General features: G+C 67.3%; 14 protein-coding genes. 6 read left to right on the top strand and 8 right to left on the bottom strand.

From position 1 onward, the window contains the following. Positions 1-3 precede the first annotated feature (3 nt). Together WHX56_RS08040 and WHX56_RS08045 are read left to right on the top strand one after the other, a co-directional pair. Positions 4-1,131, top strand: a complete 1,128-nt coding sequence (locus tag WHX56_RS08040; RefSeq protein WP_129244230.1) for an MBOAT family O-acyltransferase — start codon at positions 4-6, stop codon at positions 1,129-1,131. 16 nt (positions 1,132-1,147) lie between these two features. Further along, entirely contained in the window at positions 1,148-2,596 is a 1,449-nt protein-coding gene (locus tag WHX56_RS08045) for a D-alanine--poly(phosphoribitol) ligase (RefSeq protein WP_338880948.1), read from the top strand. Between the two features lie 13 nt (positions 2,597-2,609). On the opposite strand, the gene WHX56_RS08050 is transcribed toward WHX56_RS08045, so the two are convergent. The 5 genes from WHX56_RS08050 to WHX56_RS08070 form a co-directional block, all read right to left on the bottom strand. Beyond that, the gene (locus tag WHX56_RS08050) at positions 2,610-3,170 is read right to left on the bottom strand and encodes a YggT family protein (RefSeq protein WP_129244226.1); all 561 of its coding nucleotides are present in this window, start codon (positions 3,168-3,170) and stop codon (positions 2,610-2,612) included. A 225-nt stretch (positions 3,171-3,395) separates the two neighbouring features. Continuing rightward, positions 3,396-4,097, bottom strand: a complete 702-nt coding sequence (locus WHX56_RS08055) for a histone H1-like DNA-binding protein (RefSeq protein WP_129244224.1) — start codon at positions 4,095-4,097, stop codon at positions 3,396-3,398. A 424-nt stretch (positions 4,098-4,521) separates the two neighbouring features. Then, positions 4,522-5,721: a ribonucleotide-diphosphate reductase subunit beta gene (locus WHX56_RS08060; RefSeq protein ID WP_338880949.1), complete on the bottom strand. Its 1,200-nt coding sequence runs from the start codon at positions 5,719-5,721 to the stop codon at positions 4,522-4,524. 20 nt (positions 5,722-5,741) lie between these two features. After that, positions 5,742-8,672, bottom strand: coding sequence for a ribonucleoside-diphosphate reductase subunit alpha (locus WHX56_RS08065; RefSeq protein ID WP_338880950.1), 2,931 nt, complete (start codon positions 8,670-8,672; stop codon positions 5,742-5,744). Positions 8,673-8,974: 302 nt separating this feature from the next. Next, positions 8,975-12,481, bottom strand: coding sequence for an indolepyruvate ferredoxin oxidoreductase family protein (locus WHX56_RS08070; RefSeq protein WP_338880951.1), 3,507 nt, complete (start codon positions 12,479-12,481; stop codon positions 8,975-8,977). 128 nt (positions 12,482-12,609) lie between these two features. Here WHX56_RS08070 and WHX56_RS08075 point away from each other — a divergent pair, with 128 nt between their 5' ends. Beyond that, the gene (locus tag WHX56_RS08075) at positions 12,610-13,059 is read left to right on the top strand and encodes an Lrp/AsnC family transcriptional regulator (RefSeq protein ID WP_008159001.1); all 450 of its coding nucleotides are present in this window, start codon (positions 12,610-12,612) and stop codon (positions 13,057-13,059) included. 61 nt (positions 13,060-13,120) lie between these two features. Here the strand turns inward: WHX56_RS08075 and WHX56_RS08080 are convergent, their stop codons facing one another. Together WHX56_RS08080 and WHX56_RS08085 are read right to left on the bottom strand one after the other, a co-directional pair. Next, entirely contained in the window at positions 13,121-14,086 is a 966-nt protein-coding gene (locus WHX56_RS08080; protein ID WP_287755511.1) for a Bug family tripartite tricarboxylate transporter substrate binding protein, read from the bottom strand. Between the two features lie 46 nt (positions 14,087-14,132). After that, entirely contained in the window at positions 14,133-14,981 is an 849-nt protein-coding gene (locus WHX56_RS08085; RefSeq protein WP_338880952.1) for an alpha/beta hydrolase, read from the bottom strand. An 86-nt stretch (positions 14,982-15,067) separates the two neighbouring features. Between WHX56_RS08085 and WHX56_RS08090 the strand changes: the two genes are divergently transcribed. The 3 genes from WHX56_RS08090 to WHX56_RS08100 all read left to right on the top strand — a co-directional run bounded on the left by WHX56_RS08090 (position 15,068) and on the right by WHX56_RS08100 (position 17,958). Next, entirely contained in the window at positions 15,068-15,967 is a 900-nt protein-coding gene (locus tag WHX56_RS08090; RefSeq protein ID WP_129244211.1) for a LysR family transcriptional regulator, read from the top strand. 189 nt (positions 15,968-16,156) lie between these two features. Continuing rightward, a complete protein-coding gene (locus WHX56_RS08095; protein WP_129244209.1) occupies positions 16,157-16,663 on the top strand; it encodes a hypothetical protein in 507 nt (168 codons plus the stop codon). Between the two features lie 95 nt (positions 16,664-16,758). Continuing rightward, on the top strand, positions 16,759-17,958 hold the full coding sequence (locus tag WHX56_RS08100) for an MFS transporter (RefSeq protein WP_338880953.1): 1,200 nt from the start codon (positions 16,759-16,761) through the stop codon (positions 17,956-17,958). 186 nt (positions 17,959-18,144) lie between these two features. Here the strand turns inward: WHX56_RS08100 and gltX are convergent, their stop codons facing one another. Continuing rightward, positions 18,145-19,551, bottom strand: a complete 1,407-nt coding sequence (gltX, locus tag WHX56_RS08105) for a glutamate--tRNA ligase (protein WP_338880954.1) — start codon at positions 19,549-19,551, stop codon at positions 18,145-18,147. Between the last annotated feature and the right edge of the window lie 35 nt (positions 19,552-19,586).

The raw sequence follows: 19,586 nt of genomic DNA on the forward strand, positions 1-19,586 counted from the left end.
AGCATGGAATTGTTCGCAAGCTTGAGCTTTTTCGGCGGCGCCCTGTTCGGCGGCCTGGGCCTGTTGGCGTACCGTTCTTTCGGCATGCCGCTGCGCATCGGCTACCGGCACGTCATCGGGGTGATCTGCCTGGGCGTCTGGATGGCGGTGTTCTGGGCGCGCCCCTACCAGCCGATCGCGCTGATCGCCATTTCGGGCGGCGCGCTGTGGGCGGTGCGGCGCAACTACATCCCCACCTGGCTGGGCGTGGTCATCACGATGGCGCCGCTGCTGCTGGTGAAGACGGGCGTGTCGCACCTGGGCGCGATGCTGGGCCTGTCGTTCGCCACCTTCCGCGCCGTCGACGTGCTGCTGTTCGCGCAACGCAACGAGCGCGTCTCGCCGCTGGATTACTTCATCTACCTGTTCTTCCCGCTGACGCTGCTGGCCGGCCCCATGTACCGCTGGCGCAATTTCCAGGCGGACCTGAAGCGCGGCTACGAGGGCGTGAACCTGAACACCTGGCTGAGCGGCCTGGAACTCATCATGCTGGGCGTCATCCAGAAGTTCGGCCTGGCCGAGGCGATCTGGCGCTACGGCCTGGCGACGCTGGACGCGCACGACTATTCGTTCACCGGCGTGGCCCTCAACGCCTCGCTCTACAGCGCGTACCTGTTCTTCGACTTCGCCGGCTATTCCACGATGGCGATCGGCATCGGCATGCTGTTCGGCTTTACCCTGCCGATCAACTTCCGCAACCCGCTGGCGACGCTGAACCCGCAGGATTTCTGGCGGCGCTGGCACATCAGCCTGTCGGAATGGCTGCGCGACGTGGTCTTCATGCCCATCTACAAGGCGCTCAGCAAGACCGCGTACTTCTCGCGCCACCGCCTGGCCGCGCAGAACATCGGCATCTTCGCGACTTTGCTGGCCATGGGAGTCTGGAACGGCCTGTCGCCGCACTACATCGTCAGCGGCCTCATGTTCGGCGCGTACTCGGTGGGCCACAACCTGCTGGTCAACGCCGCACGCACCCGACCGGCCCTGCAGGCGGCCCTGGCGCGGCCCGCCATGCGCCTGCTCGGGCGCGTGTTCACCCTGATCCTGGCCGCGCTGGCGCTCTACGTGTTCAGCGGCCGCAGCCCCATTTGACGCCGGGAGTTTCGGCATGCGTTTCGACCTGAAATCCTTCCGGTTCACGGAGTCCGAGCGTGCCCCCGGCGCGCTGGCCGTCGCCGCCGCCGACCGCAGCCTGACGTGGGCGCAATTGCGCGACGAGGCCTGCGCCTGGGCCGACGAAGCGCGCCGGCATGGCGCCGCGCCGGACGTGCCGGTCGCCATATACGGCCACAAGGAAGCGTCGTTCTTCGTCGCGATGGTGGGGGCGCTGCTGATCGGCGCGCCCTTCGTCCCGGTGGACACCATTTATCCGGCCGAACGCCTGCGCCGCATCGTCGAGATCGTGCGCCCCGCGGCCGTCTACGACGCGGCGGCCGGCACGTTCACGCCGGGCGAGGGCGCCGAGTTGGCCGAGCGCGGCCTGGCCTACGTCATGTTCACCTCGGGCAGCACGGGCGATCCCAAGGGCGTGCAGATCGGCCGCGAAAGCGTCGGCCTGCTGGGCGACTGGATGCTGGGCAGTTTCGGCCTGGGCGAGGCGCCCGTGTTCATGAACCAGGCGCCGTTCAGTTTCGACCTGTCCATGTACGAGGTGTTCGCCACCCTGGCCTCGGGCGGCAGTTGCGTGCTGAACGCGCGCGAACAGATCGCGGCCGCGGGCGCGTGGATCCCCCGGCTGGCGGAGCATGGCGTGACCGTATGGGTGTCCACGCCGTCGTTCGCCCACCAGCAACTGGCCAACCGCGATTTCTCGCCGGCCGCGCTGCCGGCGCTGCGCACCTTCCTGTTCTGCGGCGAGCCCCTGCCCGCGGCGCTGGCCAGGAAGCTGCGCCAGCGCTTCCCCGGCGCGGTCATCCTGAACACCTACGGTCCGACCGAGGCCACCGTGGCCACCACCTGGATCGAAGTGACCGACGCCGTGCTGGCCGCGCACGATCCGCTGCCGGTCGGCCATGCCAAACCGGACAGCGTGCTGCTGGTGGACGAGGGCGGCGAGATCTGCATCGTGGGCGACCACGTGATGCGCGGCTACCTGAACCGCGCCGACCTGAACGAGGCCAAGCTCTACACCTATGCCGACGGCCGGCGGGCGTTCCGCACCGGCGACCTGGGGCAGATGGGGGAAGGCGGCTTGCTGTTCTGCCGCGGCCGGATGGACGACCAGATCAAGCTGAACGGCTACCGCATAGAGCTGGCCGAGATCGACGAGGCGCTGCACGGTTTGCCGGGCGTGGCGGGCGGCGCTTGCGCGGTGCTGCGCCGGCCCGACGGCACGGCGGTGCGCCTGATCGGCTTCGTGGCGGGCGCCGCTGAAGGCCAGGCGGCCAGCCTGCTGGCGCCGGACGCGTTCGACGGCTGGAAGGCGCGGCTGGCCCGGCGCCTGCCGCCTTACATGGTGCCGTCGGAACTGGTGGCCTGCCCGTCGCTGCCCATGTCGAACAACCACAAGATCGACCGCAAGAAGCTGATCGAGATCTACGCCGCCATTCCGGTGTAGGGGAAGGGGGGCCTCAGACGCCCATCATGCCGTAGCTCAGGCGAGCCAGGACCATCAGCACGATCTGCGCCACGATCAGCAGCACCAGCGGCGAGAAGTCGATCGAGGTGCGGGGCAGGATGCGGCGGATCGGATTGAGCATCGGGTCGGTCAGCGCCTGCAGCAGCGGCATCATGGGGGCCATCGGGTTGACCCACGACAGCACCGCCTGGATCAGCGTCAGCCAGACCACCAGGTTCAGCGCCCATTTGGCGGCCATGATCAGCGCCGATCCCATGGCGGCGGGCAGCAGTTCGAGAGGAATCAGCGCGCCGATCGCCACCAGCCAGATGAGCACCAGATAGACCAGCGCCGACAGCCAGGCGGCGACCAGGCTCGTCCAGTCGATCTTGTTGCCGGCCGGAATGATCTTGCGCAGGGGCGTCACCAGCCAGTTGGTGGCCTGATAGACCGCGCGGGCGAGGGGATTGAAGGGGTGCAGCCGTATCGCGTGCATCCAGGCGCGGGCAATCAGCGCCGCTCCGAACAGCGTGAACACGATTTCGAGAAGGAAGCGGAAGATTTCACCGAGCATGGACACGATCACCCTGAAAAAGAGGAGACAATTGTCGCACGCTCAAGCGTGAAAAGAACGCCCCTGTGCTGGAACCGTCGGGGGGGCTCTTGCTGTCGGGCCGCCCCAAGGCAAAAGATGCCCTTTTTTGGGGGGTAGCTGGCCCGGTGGCACGGAGGCCAACAAAAAAGCCGCCCGGCCAAGGCCAGGCGGCTCTCGCGAAGCTAAGGCTTCGAACCGTCCTGATTAGGGACGGCCACCGGTCGGGAACGGCCACGACGCGGCGGGGTTCAGCGCGGTCTTCGCGCCCGGGGCGGCTGCCGTGGACGGCGGCGTTACGGGCTTCTTCGGAGCGGCTTTCTTCGCGGCAGGCTTCTTTGCAGCGGCCGGCTTCTTGGCAGCAGCAGGCTTGGCGGCAGCGGGGGCCTTCTTGGCGGCGGGAGCCTTCTTGGCAACGGCCTTCTTGGCAGCAGGCGCCTTCTTGGCGGCCGGAGCCTTCTTGGCAACCGCCTTCTTGGCAGCCGGAGCCTTCTTGGCTACCGCTTTCTTGGCGACGGCCTTCTTGGCAACCGCCTTCTTGGCGACGACCTTCTTGGCTACCGCTTTCTTGGCGACGGCCTTTTTGGCAACCGCCTTCTTGGCGACGGCCTTCTTGGCTACTGCCTTCTTGGCGACGACCTTCTTGGCTACCGCTTTCTTGGCGACGGCCTTCTTGGCTACTGCCTTCTTGGCGACGGCCTTCTTCGCTACCGCCTTCTTGGCGACGGCTTTCTTGACGGCCGGCTTCTTGGCGGCAACCTTCTTCACTGCCGGTTTCTTGGCGGCGACTTTCTTGACGGCTACCTTCTTGACTGCAGCTTTCTTGGCCGGAGCGGCCTTCTTCGCTACTGCCTTCTTGGCGGCGGGCTTTTTCACCGCTTTCTTTACGGCTTTCTTGGCTGTTGCCATGGTCATGCTCCTTAGGTTCAGGGGTCCCAGAACTTAAACCCGTGCCCCGACCCGCCAACAAGACGGATCGTGCCCGGGCTATTCATCGGCGCATGCCGCTGTTCTGTGCGAGCAACAGCTACTACGGTTTGCGCTAATGAATTCGGCACAGCCATTTGATATGGCCCCCGCTCCTTTGGCGCGAGCCATTTCAAATGGCGCCGGTGGGCAGTCTGATCACAGACCGCCTACCGCTTGTTCTACGTGTTCGAAACTGCCCCCGCGCCGCGCCTTCGGCTCGCTGCCCCCGAGGGGGTGCGTTCTTGCCTTGAGGCGGCCCGGCGACAAAACACCCTGACCGAGGAGAGCGCCATCAAGCCTGTCGCGAACGCGACGCTCCTTGATTCTGGAGCGTGCCCGCGCCGGGCCTGATGACGAACTGCGTTTACTCCCAGCTCAGCGTGCCACCGGTTTGGTATTCGATCACGCGAGTTTCAAAAAAGTTGCGTTCCTTTTTAAGGTCGATCATTTCCGCCATCCACGGGAAGGGGTTTTCTTCCTGCGGGAACAGCGGTTCGATACCGATTTGCTGGCAACGGCGGTTCGCGATGAAGCGCAGGTAGGACTTGAACATGGGGGCGTTCAGGCCCAACACGCCGCGCGGCATCGTGTCTTCGGCGTAAGCGTATTCGAGTTCGACCGCTTTGCGGAAGAGTTCCCGGATTTCTTCGCGGAATTCCGGCGTCCACAGATGCGGATTTTCCAGCTTGACGGTGTTGATCAGGTCGATGCCGAAGTTGCAGTGCATGGATTCATCGCGAAGGATGTACATGTACTGCTCGGCGGCGCCGGTCATCTTGTTCTGGCGGCCCAGCGCCAGGATCTGCGTGAAGCCAACGTAGAAGAACAGGCCTTCCATCAGGCAAGCGAAGACGATCAGCGACTTCAGCAGCGTCTGGTCGGCCTCGGGGGCGCCCGTCTTGAAGTTGGGGTCCGCGATCGCGTCGATGAACGGGATCAGGAACTCGTCCTTGGCGCGGATGGACGGGACTTCGTTGTAGGCGTTGAAGATCTCCGCCTCGTCCAGGTCCAGGCTTTCGACGATGTACTGATAAGCGTGCGTGTGGATCGCTTCCTCGAACGCCTGGCGCAGCAGGAACTGGCGGCACTCGGGCGCCGTGATGTGGCGGTAGGTGCCCAGCACGATGTTGTTCGCGGCCAGCGAATCGGCCGTGACGAAGAAGCCCAGGTTGCGCTTGACGATGCGGCGCTCGTCCTCGGTGAGCCCGTTCGGGTTCTTCCAGAGGGCGATGTCGCGCGACATGTTGATTTCTTGCGGCATCCAGTGGTTGGCGCAAGTGGCCAGGTACTTCTCCCACGCCCACTTGTACTTGAAGGGCACGAGCTGATTGACGTCCGTCTCGCCGTTGATGACGCGCTTGTCGGCAACCTTCACGCGCTGCGAGGTGGCGGAGCCGCTGACGGCCAGGCCGGCCGCGTGTTCAGGCGCGGCGGGCGTGGGCATGGCGGCGTCGCCGAATACACCGGTCGCCGCCCGTACTTCGGGCGCAGCCTGCCCGCCCGCCGCGGGGGCGGGCGATTGTGCAGGTTGCGTGGCGATGGTGTCGTCTTCCCAATTAATCATGATTCATTCTCCGGAGGCGGTTATTGGCAGGCTTCGCACTCTTCGAAGCCGGGGTCTCCCGGCCGCATGGTGCAAACCGCCCCGAGAACTTCGGGTTCCGGCAAAACAGGTGCGGCGGCCACGGCCGAAGCCGTGGATTGGCCACCCGCGGTGACGGCGTTCAATTCGCCGCCGCGTCCCGTGGACTTCTCGGCGCTGGTGGCGCCAAGGGTGCGCAGGTAGTAGGTCGTCTTCAGGCCACGCTTCCAGGCCAGCTTGTAGGTGTCGTCCAGCTTCTTGCCCGAGGCGCCGGCCATGTAGATGTTCAGCGACTGGGCTTGATCGATCCACTTCTGGCGGCGCGACGCGCATTCAACCAGCCAGCTCGGTTCGACTTCGAACGCGGTGGCGTAGAGTTCGCGGAGTTCGGAAGGTACGCGATCGATGCGGGACAGGCTGCCGTCGAAGTACTTGAGGTCGGCGACCATGACTTCGTCCCAGAGACCGAGTTTCTTCAGGTCACGCACGAGGTAATCGTTAACGACCGTGAACTCGCCGGAGAGATTCGATTTGACGTACAAGTTCTGGAAAGTAGGTTCGATGCACGCAGATACACCAATGATATTGGAAATAGTCGCGGTTGGGGCGATTGCGATGCAATTGGAGTTGCGCATGCCATGTTCTTTGATGCGCGCGCGCAACGTATCCCAATCGAGCGTGCTCGATTCATCGACCTCGACATGGCCGCCGCGTTCATCGCGAAGCATCTTCAACGTGTCTTGCGGCAGGATGCCGCGCGACCACAGCGAGCCTTCGTACGACTGATAGCGGCCGCGTTCTTCGGCGAGCAGGCTCGAGGCCCAGTACGCGTGATAGCACACCGCTTCCATCGAGCGGTCGGCGAATTCGATGGCGTCCTGCGAAGCGTAAGGCACGCGCATCATCTGCAGGCAATCCTGGAAGCCCATGATGCCCATGCCCACCGGACGATGGCGCGCGTTCGAATTACGGGCCTTCTCGACGGCGTAATAGTTGATGTCGATCACGTTGTCGAGCATGCGCATGGCGATGCGCACCGTGCGCTTGATCTTGTCGTGGTCGAGTTCGAAACCGCCGCCGGCGGCCGGCTTCATGTGGGCGACCAGGTTCACCGAACCCAGGTTGCACACCGCGATTTCGGATTCGTTGGTGTTCAGCGTGATCTCGGTGCACAGGTTCGAGCTGTGGACGACGCCCACGTGCTGCTGCGGCGAACGGATGTTGCACGGATCCTTGAAGGTGATCCACGGGTGGCCGGTTTCGAACAGCATCGACAGCATCTTGCGCCACAGGGTCAGCGCCGGCATCTTCTTGAAGAGCTTCAGCTCGCCGCTGGCGACCTTGGATTCATAGCCGACGTAGGCCTTCTCGAATTCCTGGCCGACCTTGTCGTGCAGGTCGGGGCAGTCGGACGGCGAGAACAGGGTCCATTCGCCGGCTTCCATGACGCGCTTCATGAACAGGTCGGGAATCCAGTTCGCCGTGTTCATGTCGTGGGTGCGGCGGCGTTCGTCGCCGGTGTTCTTGCGCAGTTCCAGGAATTCCTCGATGTCCAGGTGCCACGTTTCCAGGTACGTGCACACGGCGCCCTTGCGCTTGCCGCCCTGGTTCACCGCCACGGCGGTGTCGTTGACGACCTTCAGGAACGGCACGACGCCCTGGCTTTCGCCGTTGGTGCCCTTGATGTGGCTGCGCAGCGCGCGCACCGGGGTCCAGTCGTTGCCCAGGCCGCCGGCGTACTTGGCCAGCAGCGCGTTTTCCTTGATGGCGTCGTAGATGCCTTCCAGGTCGTCGGAGACGGTGGTCAGGTAGCACGACGACAACTGCGAGTGCAGGGTGCCCGAGTTGAACAGCGTCGGCGTCGAGCTCATGAAGTCGAACGAGGACAGGATCTCGTAGAACTCGATGGCGCGGGCTTCGCGGTCGGCTTCGCGCAGCGCCAGGCCCATGGCCACGCGCATGAAGAACACCTGCGGCAGTTCGATGCGGGTGCCGCGGATGTGCAGGAAGTAGCGGTCGTACAGCGTTTGCAGGCCGAGATAGCCGAATTGCAGGTCGCGCTTGGCGTTCAGGGCGTGGCCCAGCTTGGTCAGGTCATAGCTGGCCAGTTCGGGCGACAGCAGGCCGCCTTCGATGCCGCGGGCGATGAACGTGGGGAAGTATTCGGCGTAGCGGGCGCCCATGCCGTCCTGCGACACTTCTTCGCCCAGCACTTCCTTGCGGATCGTGTGCAGCAGCAGGCGGGCGGTGACCTGGCTGTAGGCCGGGTCCTTTTCGACCAGCGCGCGCGCCGACAGGATGGCGGACTTGAACACTTCGTCGACGGGAATGCCGTCGTACAGGTTCTTGACCGTTTCCTTCAGGATGGCTTCGCTGTCGATGAATTCGGCCAGGCCTTCGCCGGCGGCGACGATGGTCGCGCGCAGTTCGGCCAGGTCCAGCGGACGGCGCACGCCGGCGTCGGTCACGTTCAGCACGTGTTCCTGCGGGGCGGCGGCGGCCTTCTCCTGGCCTTCGGCGGCGGCTGCCGCGGCGCGTTCCTGCGTGCGCTTCTCGCGGTACAGCACGTAGGCGCGGGCGACGTCATGCTCGCCCGAGCGCATCAGCGCCAGTTCGACCTGGTCCTGGATGTCTTCAATATGGAAGGTGCCGCCGTTGGGGCGGTTGCGCACCAGGGCGTTGACGGCCTGGCCGGTCAGATTTTCGACCAGCTCACGCACGCGCGCGGAGGCCGCGCCCTGGCCGCCGTTCACGGCCAGGAAGGCCTTGGTCATGGCGATGGCGATCTTGTTGGGTTCGAACCCGACCACCGAGCCATTGCGGCGGATGATGTTGTAGCTGGCCCATTGCCCGCCATTGGCGTCGGCAGGGGAATCGGTTTGAGAGGGCGGCACGGCCGAAGGCCGGGTCACAGAGGCGATCGTAGTCTGCATGGAAGCTCCTGTGCGAAAAGCGCGTAGATAACGACATGACGGGGTCATGTCCGGTACGAAATCGGGTCTTTGAGGGGAATCGCGACGCTTGGACGGACTAGTCCAAAAGGCGTGGCCGACGGGAATCAGCGCTTAGGCGACCACAACATGTAGTGTAGCACCCCTCGATGGACACTAATTCTAGTGATCGAGTACGACAGGGACAAGAAGAAGATAAGACGAAGCTCACAAAAGATTGTTACCAAATGCACTAGGCGCGCCCAGCAAGGCGCGCCCAGGAAGATGCCGCTCGGAGCGAATGTTTATGCGGTTTTCCGCAGGGGCATGTCGCGCGGGGCAGGCGCCGTATAGCTTTGCATCAATCGGCCTAACTCCGTCCGATATTTCTCGACGCTTGCCGCCTTGACGTGGCCGAAGCCGCGTATGGTTTCTGCAAGGGCGGCGATTGTAGCCGCTTGGGCAATCTTGTCCCCGTTCAACCCCACGAGCAACTGGTCTATGGTCTGGCGGTACTCGCGGATCAGCGCCCGTTCCATCTTGCGTTCGGCGGTGTGGCCGAAGGGATCGAACCAGGTGCCGCGCAGACTCTTCAGGCGCGCCAGCGCCTTCAGCGCCGTCATGGTGCGCGGGCCCAGCGTCATCTTGCGCGGCACGCCGGTGCGCGGGTCCTTGCGGGCGAAGATCGGCGGCGCCATGTGGAAGCGCAGGCTGTAGTCGCCTTCGAACTGGCTCTTCAACTGCGCCCGGAACGATTCGCCCGTGTAGAGCCGCGCCACTTCGTATTCGTCCTTGTAGGCCATGAGCTTGAAAAGGCCGCGCGCCACCGCCATGGCCAGGCGCGGGGTCCGGGCGTCGGGCGCCAGTTCGCGTTCGCGGGCCGCCACGGCCTCGATCACGTCCTGGAACTCGCGGGCATAGGCGGCGTTCTGGTAGGCGGTCAGGTCCTCGACGCGCCGGGCGACGGCGCGTTCGAAGGTCTCGGGCACGTGCAACTGCACCACCTGGGCGGCGGGCCGCAGCGCGGCGCCCAGCGCGTCGGGCTGGTGCGCGGCCAGGCGGCCGCTGTCGAACGCGGCGCGATTGGCGGCCACCGCCACGCCGTTGAGTTCGATGGCGCGGTAGAGGGCGGCCTGCGACAGCGGCACGCCGCCGCGCTGCCATGCGTAGCCCAGCATGAACATATTGGACAGGATGCTGTCGCCGAACAGCGCCAGCGCGGCGGCGTGCGCGTCGATCTCGGCGGTATGGGACTCGCCCGCCGCATGGCGGATCTTGGCCAGCAGCGCCTCGGGCCGCATGGCGGCATCGGGGTTGCGCGTGAAGTCGGACACGGGGGCCACATAGGTGTTGACGGTCACCTGGGTGTGGCCGCGGCGCAGCGCGCCCAGCGAGTCCGGCGCGACGGACGCCACCGGGTCGCACAGGATCGCCGCGTCGGCCTGCCGCCAGTCCAGGCGCACCGGACCGTCCGGCGCGCCCGGGGGCGCCAGCCGGATGTGGCTGACCACGGTGCCGCCTTTCTGCGCCAGGCCGGTCAGGTCCAGCACGGCGGCGGACAGGCCCTCCAGGTGCGCCGCCATCGACACGATGGCGCCGATGGTGATGACCCCGGTGCCGCCCATGCCCGCGACCAGCAGGCGGTACGGGCGTTCCAGCGCGGGCAGGGCCGGCAGGGGCAACTGCGCGATCAGCTTTTGCAGGCGTTCCTGGTCGGCCTTGGGCGCCGCGCTCTTCCTGGGCTTGCCGCCCATGACCGAGACGAAGCTGGGGCAGAAGCCCTCCGCGCACGAGTAGTCCTTGTTGCAGCTCGACTGGTCGATGGCGCGCTTGCGGCCGTAAGGCGTTTCCAGCGGCACCACCGACAGGCAGTTCGACTGCACGCCGCAGTCGCCGCAGCCTTCGCAGACCGCGCTGTTGATCAGCATGCGGCGCGCCGGGTCGGGGAACTGGTTCTTCTTCCGGCGGCGGCGCTTTTCGGCGGCGCAGGTCTGGTCGTGGATCAGCACCGTCACGCCGGGGATCTCGCGCAGTTCGCGCTGCACGGCGTCCAGTTCGCGGCGGTGGTGCACCTTGATGCCCGGGCCCAGGTCCACGCCCTGGTATTTCTCGGGCTCGTCGCTGGTGACGACGATGCGGGCCACGTTTTCGCCGCGTAGCTGCTGGCAGATCTGCGGCACGGAGATCGGGCCGTCGACGGGCTGGCCGCCGGTCATGGCCACCGCGTCGTTGAAGAGGATCTTGTAGGTGATGTTGGCGCGCGCGGCCACCGCCTGGCGGATGGCCAGGTAGCCCGAGTGGTAGTACGTGCCTTCTCCCATGTTCTGGAAGATGTGCGGCATTTCGGTGTAGCGCGACAGGCCGATCCAGTCCACGCCTTCGCCGCCCATCTGGGTCAGGCCGCCGGTGTCGCGGTCCATCCAGGCGGCCATGTAGTGGCAGCCCACGCCGGACAGCGCCTGGCTGCCTTCGGGCACCTTGGTCGAGGTGCTGTGCGGACAGCCCGAACAGAAATAGGGGCGGCGGCGCATGCCATCGGCGTCGTTGGACAGCGGGGCCTGGCAGTCGAAGGCGGACAGGTCGGCGGCCGGCGGCAGGCCGGCGGCGCGGCTGAGCCAGCCGGCGAGCGGACGCGCCAGCAGGGACGGGCGCAACTGGCCGGCCGACGGCACCATCGGCTCGCCGTCGAAGCCCTTCTTGCCCGTGACCGACGGGCGGTCCGGCATATTGAACAGCAGGTCCTTGATCTGGCTTTCGACCACCGCGCCCTTTTCCTCGATCACGAGGATGTGCGACAGGCCGCGCGCGAATTCCAGCAGGCGGCCGGCGTCCAGCGGCCAGGTCAGGCCGGGCTTGTAGATGCGGACGGGCGCGTTCGCGGTGACGGTGTCCACGCCCAGGCGCGACAGCGCTTCCATGGTGTCCAGGTGCGCCTTGCCCACCGTGACGATGCCGACGGCGGCCTTGGGGGCCGGACAGGCCAGGCGGTCGATGCTGTGGCGGCGCGCGAACGCGGCGACCGCCTTCATGCGCAGGTTCATGCGCGTTTCGACGGCCAGCGACAGGAAGTCGCGCGCCGAGTATTCCAGCGATTCGGGCGGCAGGTCCGGGTCGGCGGGCATGTCGTAGGACGCGACCGGGGCGGGCGTGAAGGAGTGCCCGCTTTCGATGGTTTCGGACACGGCCTTGAAGGCGACCCAGGTGCCCGAATAGCGCGACAGCGCCCAGCCCCATAGCGCGAAGGTCTCGTATTCGTCGATGGAGGCGGGATGCACGATGGGCATCTGCCAGCCGATCAGCGAGGCCTCGCTCGCGTGCGGGATCGAGGACGAGACGGCCGTGTGGTCGTCTCCCACCACCACCAGCACGCCGCCGTTGCGCGAGGCGCCCGCGGCGTTGCCGTGATGCAGCGCGTCGCCGGCCCGGTCCACGCCGGGGCCCTTGCCGTACCACATCGCAAAGACGCCATCGACCTTGCGGTCGGCGCGCAGGCCGGCCTGCTGCGTGCCCATGACGGCGGTGGCCGCCATGTCTTCATTGATGCCGGGCAGGAAGCTGATCTGGTTGGCGTCCAGCGCCTTCTGCGCCTTCCACATGGCCATGTCCACGCCGCCCAGCGGGGAGCCGCGGTAGCCCGAGACGAAGCCGGCCGTGTTCAGGCCGCGCTCGCGGTCCCGCCGGCTCTGGGTGAGCATGATGCGCACCAGCGCCTGGGTGCCGGTCAGGAAGATGCGGCCGGAGGTCCGGGTGAGGTTGTCGGCCAACTGGTAGTCGAGATCCAGCGGCGGTTCGGCGGCGGGGGTACCGTCCATGGTAAATACTCCTGGTTTCGGCACCATGATAGGTTCGCGAGGGATCAGGTTTATTGCGTTTTTGGATCGTGCTATCCCTATAATTCGAAATAAACGTTTCGTGTTGAACAAAACCAGGAGACTAAGAGATGGACAAGACCGATATCGGCATCCTCAAGGCCTTGCAGGAGGACGGCCGGGCTTCGGCGCAGCAACTGTCGGAGAAGGTCGGCCTGTCGGCCGCGCCGGTGTGGCGGCGGGTGAAGGCGATGGAGGCCAGCGGGGTGATTCAGGGGTACAGCGCGCAGGTGGACCGTAGCAAGGTGGGGCTGGGCTGCATGTTCGCGCAGATCAGCCTGGAACGGCATTCCGCGAACACGGTCGAGAACTTCGAGCGGTCGGTGCGCGACGCGCCCGAGATCCTGGAATGCTATGCGGTCACGGGGGATTCGGACTTCCTCTTGAAGATCCTGGTGGAAAGCCCCGAGGCCTACGACCGCTTCCTGCACCGGTTTCTTTTCAACATGCCGGGCATCCGCCAGACGCGCACCATCGTGGCGCTGCGCGAGATCAAGCACGAGCAGCGCCTGCCGCTGTAGCGGCGCGCGCGTTTCCCCTCTATCTATATAGAAGGAAAGCGCGCGGAAAGGGACGGGCCGCTTATTGGGGCTGGATGCCCGAGATGCGGATCCATTCCTTCCAGCGCGCCGTGTCTTCCTTCACGAAGGCGTCGAAGCGCGCCACGTCCATCGATTCGGGCGTCAGCCCCAACGCGCGCAGCTTGTTCGCGGTGGCTTCGTCCTTGACCGCCGACTGCAGGTGGGCGTTCATCTTCGCCACGATGTCCGGGGGCGTGCCCGCCGGGGCGGACAGGCCCAGCCAGCCGGCCACGACGAAATCCGGATAGTAGGTCGCCATGGTCGGCACGTCGGGCCAGGCCGCCTGCGGCTGCGCGCCCGTGACGGCGATGGGGATCAGCCCCTTGCCGTCGATCTGGCCCATGGCCGTGAGGTAGTCCACGAAGGCGAAGCTGATCTGCTTGCCGCGCAGGTCGGTGATGATCTGCGTGATGTTCTTGTACGCGGCGCCGCTGATCTCGATGCCAGCGCGCTGCTTGAACAGTTCGGACGGCACTTGCGAGGACGAACTGTAGTAGCCGAAGAAGACCTCGCCGGGATGCTTCTTGGCGTAGTCCACCAGCTCGGGCACCGTGCGGTACGGGCTGCCCGGCGCCACCACGCCGACCGTGCCGAAGGTGCCCAGCAGGCCGACCTGCCGGAAGTCCTTTTGCGCGTCGTAGGGCAGGCTCTTGTACAGGAACTGGTTGGCGGCATGGGTGGAGTTCGTGGACAGCAGGAACGTATAGCCGTCCGGCGCCGCGTTGCGGGCGGCGTTGGTGCCGACGATGCCGCCCGCGCCGGGGCGGTCCTCGACGACGACGGTCTGGCCGGTCTGCTCGCCCAGGTACTGGGCGAAGGTGCGCGCGGTCAGGTCGGCCGCGCCGCCGGCCGCCGACGGCACGATGAGGGTCACGGGTTTCTCGGGCCAGCCGGCGGCCTGCGCCGTGGCGGCCAGCAGCAGGCCGGCGCCGATCAGCGCCGGGCGGAGTCGTCGGGAAATGGACATGCTTGTCTCCTGGTTGCGTTCTTGCGCGGTTGCGCTGTTGTCGTTGTCAGCCGAATTGCGCCCGATGCCATTCCAGGATGGCGCCGGCGCTGGCTTGCCAGTTGTCCGCGTACATCATGCAGTGCGGCTGCCCGGCAAGCACGGCGTGGGAAAAACCGTAGCGGCGGGCGATCGCCAGGTCCTGTCCGGGCGGATGCCGGTCATGGGTATCCAGGCCGGCCTCCAGGCACAGGCCGGGCGCGCCGAGGGGGGCGGCGCCGACCGCCACGCGCAGCAGGTAGCGGTCGTTGAGCACCTGCGGGCTTTCGGCGCACAGGCGCCGGGAAACCGCGCCGACGTCGCGGCCGGGCGCCGTCGCCAGGAAGCGGGCGCGGATCTCGGCGGCGCCGGGCGCGGCGCGGGGCGCGGCGTCGGGCACCGGGGGCAGGGCCAGCGCGCCCGGCAGGTCGCCGGGAGGCGAGGGCGCCAGCAGCACCACGCCGGCCACCGGGCGCTGGCGCGCGGCCAGCAGGGCCGGCAGCGCGCCCATGCTGTGGCCGACCACGACAGACGGCCCTTGCAGCGCATCCAGCGCGTCGGCCACGTCCCGGCCCAGGTCGGCGATGGTCGCGGACGCAAAGGCCGCGTCCTGCGGCAGCGCGCCATGGCCGCGCACGTCCAGGGCCGCGCAGGCCAGGCCGGCGGCGGCGAAGTAGGCCAGGTAATGCGCGTAGCACCAGGCGCCATGGTAGGCGCCCGGCACGAACAGCAGGCCCGGCCGGTCGTCCCGCGGCGGCGCGCCGATCAGCAGCCGGCCGCGGCCGGCGGCGCGGGCGGGCAGCCTGTCGGCCAGGCTGAAGTCCAGCGGGTCCGCGCTGGCGTCGAGGAGGGCGGGGGCAGGGGCGGCGGCATTCATATTGCGGCCATCTTAAGTGCCGGCCTATGATCAGAAAACTTTATTTTTCCAATGCTTCGATAAGTTTTCCAAATAAACCGCAGCGCATGCCCTCCCAGCCCGACCTGTCGATCGCGCACTACCGTCATTTCCTGCTGGTGGCCGAGTTGCGCAGTTTCCGCGCCGCGGCCGCCCGCGCGTTCCGCTCGCAGCCGGCGCTGTCCCTGTCCATCCGCGAAATGGAGCAGCGGCTGGGCCAGCCGCTGTTCGAGCGCGGCAACCGCAACACGCTGACGCGTTTCGGCCAGGACTGCCTGCCGCTGGCGCGCGAACTGGTCGAGCATCACGACCGCGTGGCCGGCGCGCTCGCGGGGCTTGCCAGCAACGGCGCGGGCACCCTGACCATGGCCTCGGTCGCGACGGTGGCCACGCATTGGCTGCCCGAGCTGGTGGCCGCGTACCGCGAGCGCTATCCGGCGGTGGCCTTGCGGCTGTTCGACGACAACTCCGAGGGCGTCGAGCGCATGGTGCTGGCGGGCGAGGTCGAGCTGGGCGTGTGCAGCCCGGTGTCGCAGGACCGCCGGCTGTCGTTCGAGCCCCTGCTGCGCGACGCCTTCGGGCTTGTCTGCCACCGCGGCCATCCGCTGGCGGGGCGCAAGTCCGTCACCTGGCGCGAAATCGCCGGCCTGCCGCTGGTGGGCACCATGGCGCACCGCCAGCTTGCCGGCTACCCGCAGGCGGCCTTCATGCTGGACCGGCAGGTGTTCGTCTCCAACATGATGTCGCTGCTGGCGATGCTGGAGCGCGGGGTGGGCGTGACCGTGCTGGCCCGATTGGGCGTGCCGCCGGACTCGCCCGGGCTGGCGTTCGTGCCGCTGTCGCGGCCGCGCATCGAGCGCGAACTGGGCATCACCCGCCTGGCGGGCCGCAGCCTGTCTCCGGCCGCCGCGCGCATGGAGGAAATGCTGCGCGCGAAGGCGCTGCGCAGCGGCCGCGGTGTCGCTTGAAACCAACGCATTTTTGCGGTTTCCGGCGCTAAAGCCGGTTCTTTCCCGCGCGGACTGTTGCGCAATTGCACACCGCGCGGATCGCCGTTGATTCTTCCCTGGCGGCTCTTTAGAGTGCGGAATGTTTGCTGCGCGAAGAGGGTGCCGGTGTGATCGGCGCGGCGCGTCGACAGACGTGTTGAGGAAGTCATGAGCAGTGTGTATTTGCGTTCGGCCGGCATCGCCTGCGCCGTTCTGGTCCTGGCCGGCTGCGCCGCCAGGAAGCCCGCCGCCATCACCGAGGTCCGGCCCGCGGAACCGCCCAAGCCGGCGGCATGCGTGCCCGCCAGGAGCGGCGACCCGATGATCGGCACGTGGCTGTCGAACACCCGTCCGCGCGACGTCAGCGGCGATCTGCAATCGCTGATCGTGCTGTCCGCCGATGGCACGATGGCCTACGAATCCCTGTTGAAGATCGGCCGCAAGACCCGTCCCGCGCTGCGCGAGACCGGTTGCTGGACGGTGGCGGACGGCATCTACACGATGCAGACCACCAAATCCGCCGGCGAGCCCGTCGACGCCAACGATCCGATCTATCTCAACCGCTATCGCGTCGAAAAGGTCGAGCAGGCCAGGCTGACGCTGCGCGAACTGAAAAGCGGCGGCCAGCTCATGACCGCCCGCCGCATGCCGGCGGGCTACCGCCTGCCATACTAGCCGCGCCGGGCGGACGCTCCGCCTGGCGGTTTCGCCAAGACGGCCGGGCTGCGGTAAGGTGCGGTCTTCGTCCCCACCCTTGCCGCCGGTAATCCATGCCCGCCCTGTCCTCCGAAGCCCGCGCGATCGCGCTGCTTGCCCTGGCCGCCTTCGTCAGCGCCAGCGCGTTCCGCATCTGTGACCCCATGTTGCCGCAATTGGCGGCGGAGTTCGGCACCACCACGGGCCAGGCCGCGCGCGCGGTGACCGCGTTCGCCGTGGCCTACGGCGTGCTGCAGATGTTCTTCGGCCCGCTGGGCGACCGCTACGGCAAGTACCGCGTCGTCAGCGTGGCGACCTTCGCCTGCGCGCTGGGCAGCGCGGGGGCCGTGATGGCCGGATCCCTGGACGTGCTGGTGTTCTGCCGGGTCCTGTCGGGCGCGGCGGGGGCGGGCATCGTGCCGCTGTCGATGGCCTGGATCGGCGACAACGTGCCGTACGAGCGCCGCCAGGCGACGCTCGCGCGCTTCCTGACCGGCACCATCCTGGGCATGTCGGCGGGCCAACTGGCCGGCGGCCTCTTCGCCGATACGGTGGGCTGGCGCTGGGCCTTCGCCGCGCTGGTCTGCGGCTACCTCGCCGTCGGCGTGCTCCTGCTCATGGAAGTGCGCCGCCAGCGCGCCTCGGGCCTGGGGAGCGTGGATCCGGGCGCCGCGAGGCAGGGCTTCGTGGCGCAGGCGCGGCTGGTGCTGGGCACGCCCTGGGCGCGCGTGGTGCTGGCGACCGTCTTCGTCGAAGGCCTGCTGGTCTTCGGCGCCCTGGCTTTCGCGCCGTCCTACCTGCACGAGCGTTTCGGCATTTCGCTGACCGCCGCGGGCGCGCTGGTGGCCGTCTACGCCGTGGGCGGCCTGATCTACACGGTGGTGGCCGGCCGCATCCTCAAGCGCCTGGGCGAACGCGGTCTGGCCGTCGCCGGGGGGCTGGTCCTGGGCGTGGCGTTCCTGTCCTACCTGCTGGGGCCCGTCTGGATGTGGAGCCTGCTGGCGAGCGTGCTGGCCGGCTTCGGCTACTACCTGCTGCACGCCACCCTGCAGACGAACGCCACGCAGATGGTGCCGTCGGCGCGCGGCACGGCGGTCGCCTGGTTCGCGTCCTGCCTGTTCATGGGCCAGGCGGCCGGCGTGGCCCTGGCGGGCGCGGTGGTCGATGAAATCGGGGCGCCCGCGCTGTTCGGCGGGTCGGCCGTGATGCTGCCGCTCCTGGGCGCGTTCTTCGCCCGGGCGTTGAAGGCGCGGCCGAGGGTGGGGGTGGTTTGACGTCATGGGGTGTCAGACACCCGGGTAGGCCTGCTTCAGCCCGGCGGGCGTCTCGTACGGGTGTCTGACACCAGGCACACGTCTGTGTCTGACACCTGGCCATGTCCGTGTCTGACACCCGTACGAGACGCCCGCCAATGCCGACAGGTGCCTCACGGGTGTCTGACACCCCCTCCAAAAAAAAACTCAGATCCCCGCCAGCCGCTTCAGCACGGTTTCCTTGCCCAGCAGGGCCAGCACCGCGTCCACGGCGGGGGTCTGGGTCTGGCCGGTGACGGCCACGCGCAGCGGAATGGCCAACTGCGGCATCTTCATGCCGCGGTCCGCCAGCACGGCCTTGATCAGCGCCGACAGCGCCTCGCGGGTCCAGTCGGTGCCCTGGGCGCGCTGGGCGAAGTCGGCCAGCGCTTCGCGGGCGGGGGCGGTGAGGTGCTGTTCCGCCAGTTCCGCGGGCGCGCCCTTGAATTCGGCGCAGAACAGCATGGCGCCGTCGGCCAGTTGTTCCAGCGTTTCGGCGCGGTCCTTCAGCAGCCCCATGACGCCCGGCAGGTCGATCTTTTCCGGATGGCCGCCGCGCGTCGCCACGCGGGGCGCCACGCGTTCGGCCAGTTCGGCGTTGTCCATCTGCTTGATGTAGTGGGCGTTGACCCAGTTCAGCTTCTTCGGATCCCACTGCGATGCCGACTTGGACAGGTGCTTGGTGTCGAACCACGACACGAGCTGCTCGCGGCTGAAGAGTTCGTCGTCGCCATGGCTCCAGCCCAGGCGGGCCAGGTAGTTGACCATCGCCTCGGGCAGGTAGCCCTCGTTGTCGTACTCCATCACGTTGACGGCGCCGTGGCGCTTGGACAGCTTTTCGCCGTCCGGGCCCAGGATCATCGGCACGTGGCCGTATTCGGGCAGGGTGGCGCCGAGCGCGCGCAGGATGTTGATCTGGCGCGGCGTGTTGTTGACGTGGTCGTCGCCGCGCAGGACGTGGGTGATGCCCATGTCCCAGTCGTCGACCACGACGCAGAAGTTGTAGGTGGGGGTGCCGTCCGGGCGCGCGATGATCAGGTCGTCGAGTTCGCCGTTGTCGAAGCTGATCGTGCCCTTGACCATGTCGTTCCAGGAGGTGGCGCCTTCCTGCGGGTTCTTGAAGCGCACGACGGGCTTGCGGCCCTCGGGGATGGCGGGCAGCGTCTTGCCGGGTTCCGGGCGCCAGGTTCCGTCGTAGCGCGGCTTGTCGCCGCGGGCGCGCGCGGCCTCGCGCATGGCTTCCACTTCCTCGGGCGTGCTGTAGCAGTGGTAGGCGGTGCCGGCGGCCAGCATCTGCGCGACCACTTCGCGGTAGCGGTCCATGCGCTGCATCTGGTAGAAGGGGCCTTCGTCGGGCTGCATGCCCAGCCAGTCCATGCTGTCCAGGATGGCCTGTACGGCCTCCGGCGTGGAGCGCTCGACGTCCGTGTCCTCGATGCGCAGGACGAAGGTGCCCTTGTGGTGGCGCGCGAAGGCCCAGGAGAACAGCGCCGTGCGGGCGCCGCCCAGGTGCAGGAAACCCGTGGGTGAAGGCGCGAAACGGGTACGAATGGGGGAAGAGGCGTTGGAGGTCATAGATGGCAATGATAGCGGCTGCGGCGCCACAAAAC

The sequence above is a fragment of the Achromobacter veterisilvae genome, assembly GCF_037619525.1.
GTDB classification, from domain to species: domain Bacteria; phylum Pseudomonadota; class Gammaproteobacteria; order Burkholderiales; family Burkholderiaceae_B; genus Achromobacter; species Achromobacter veterisilvae.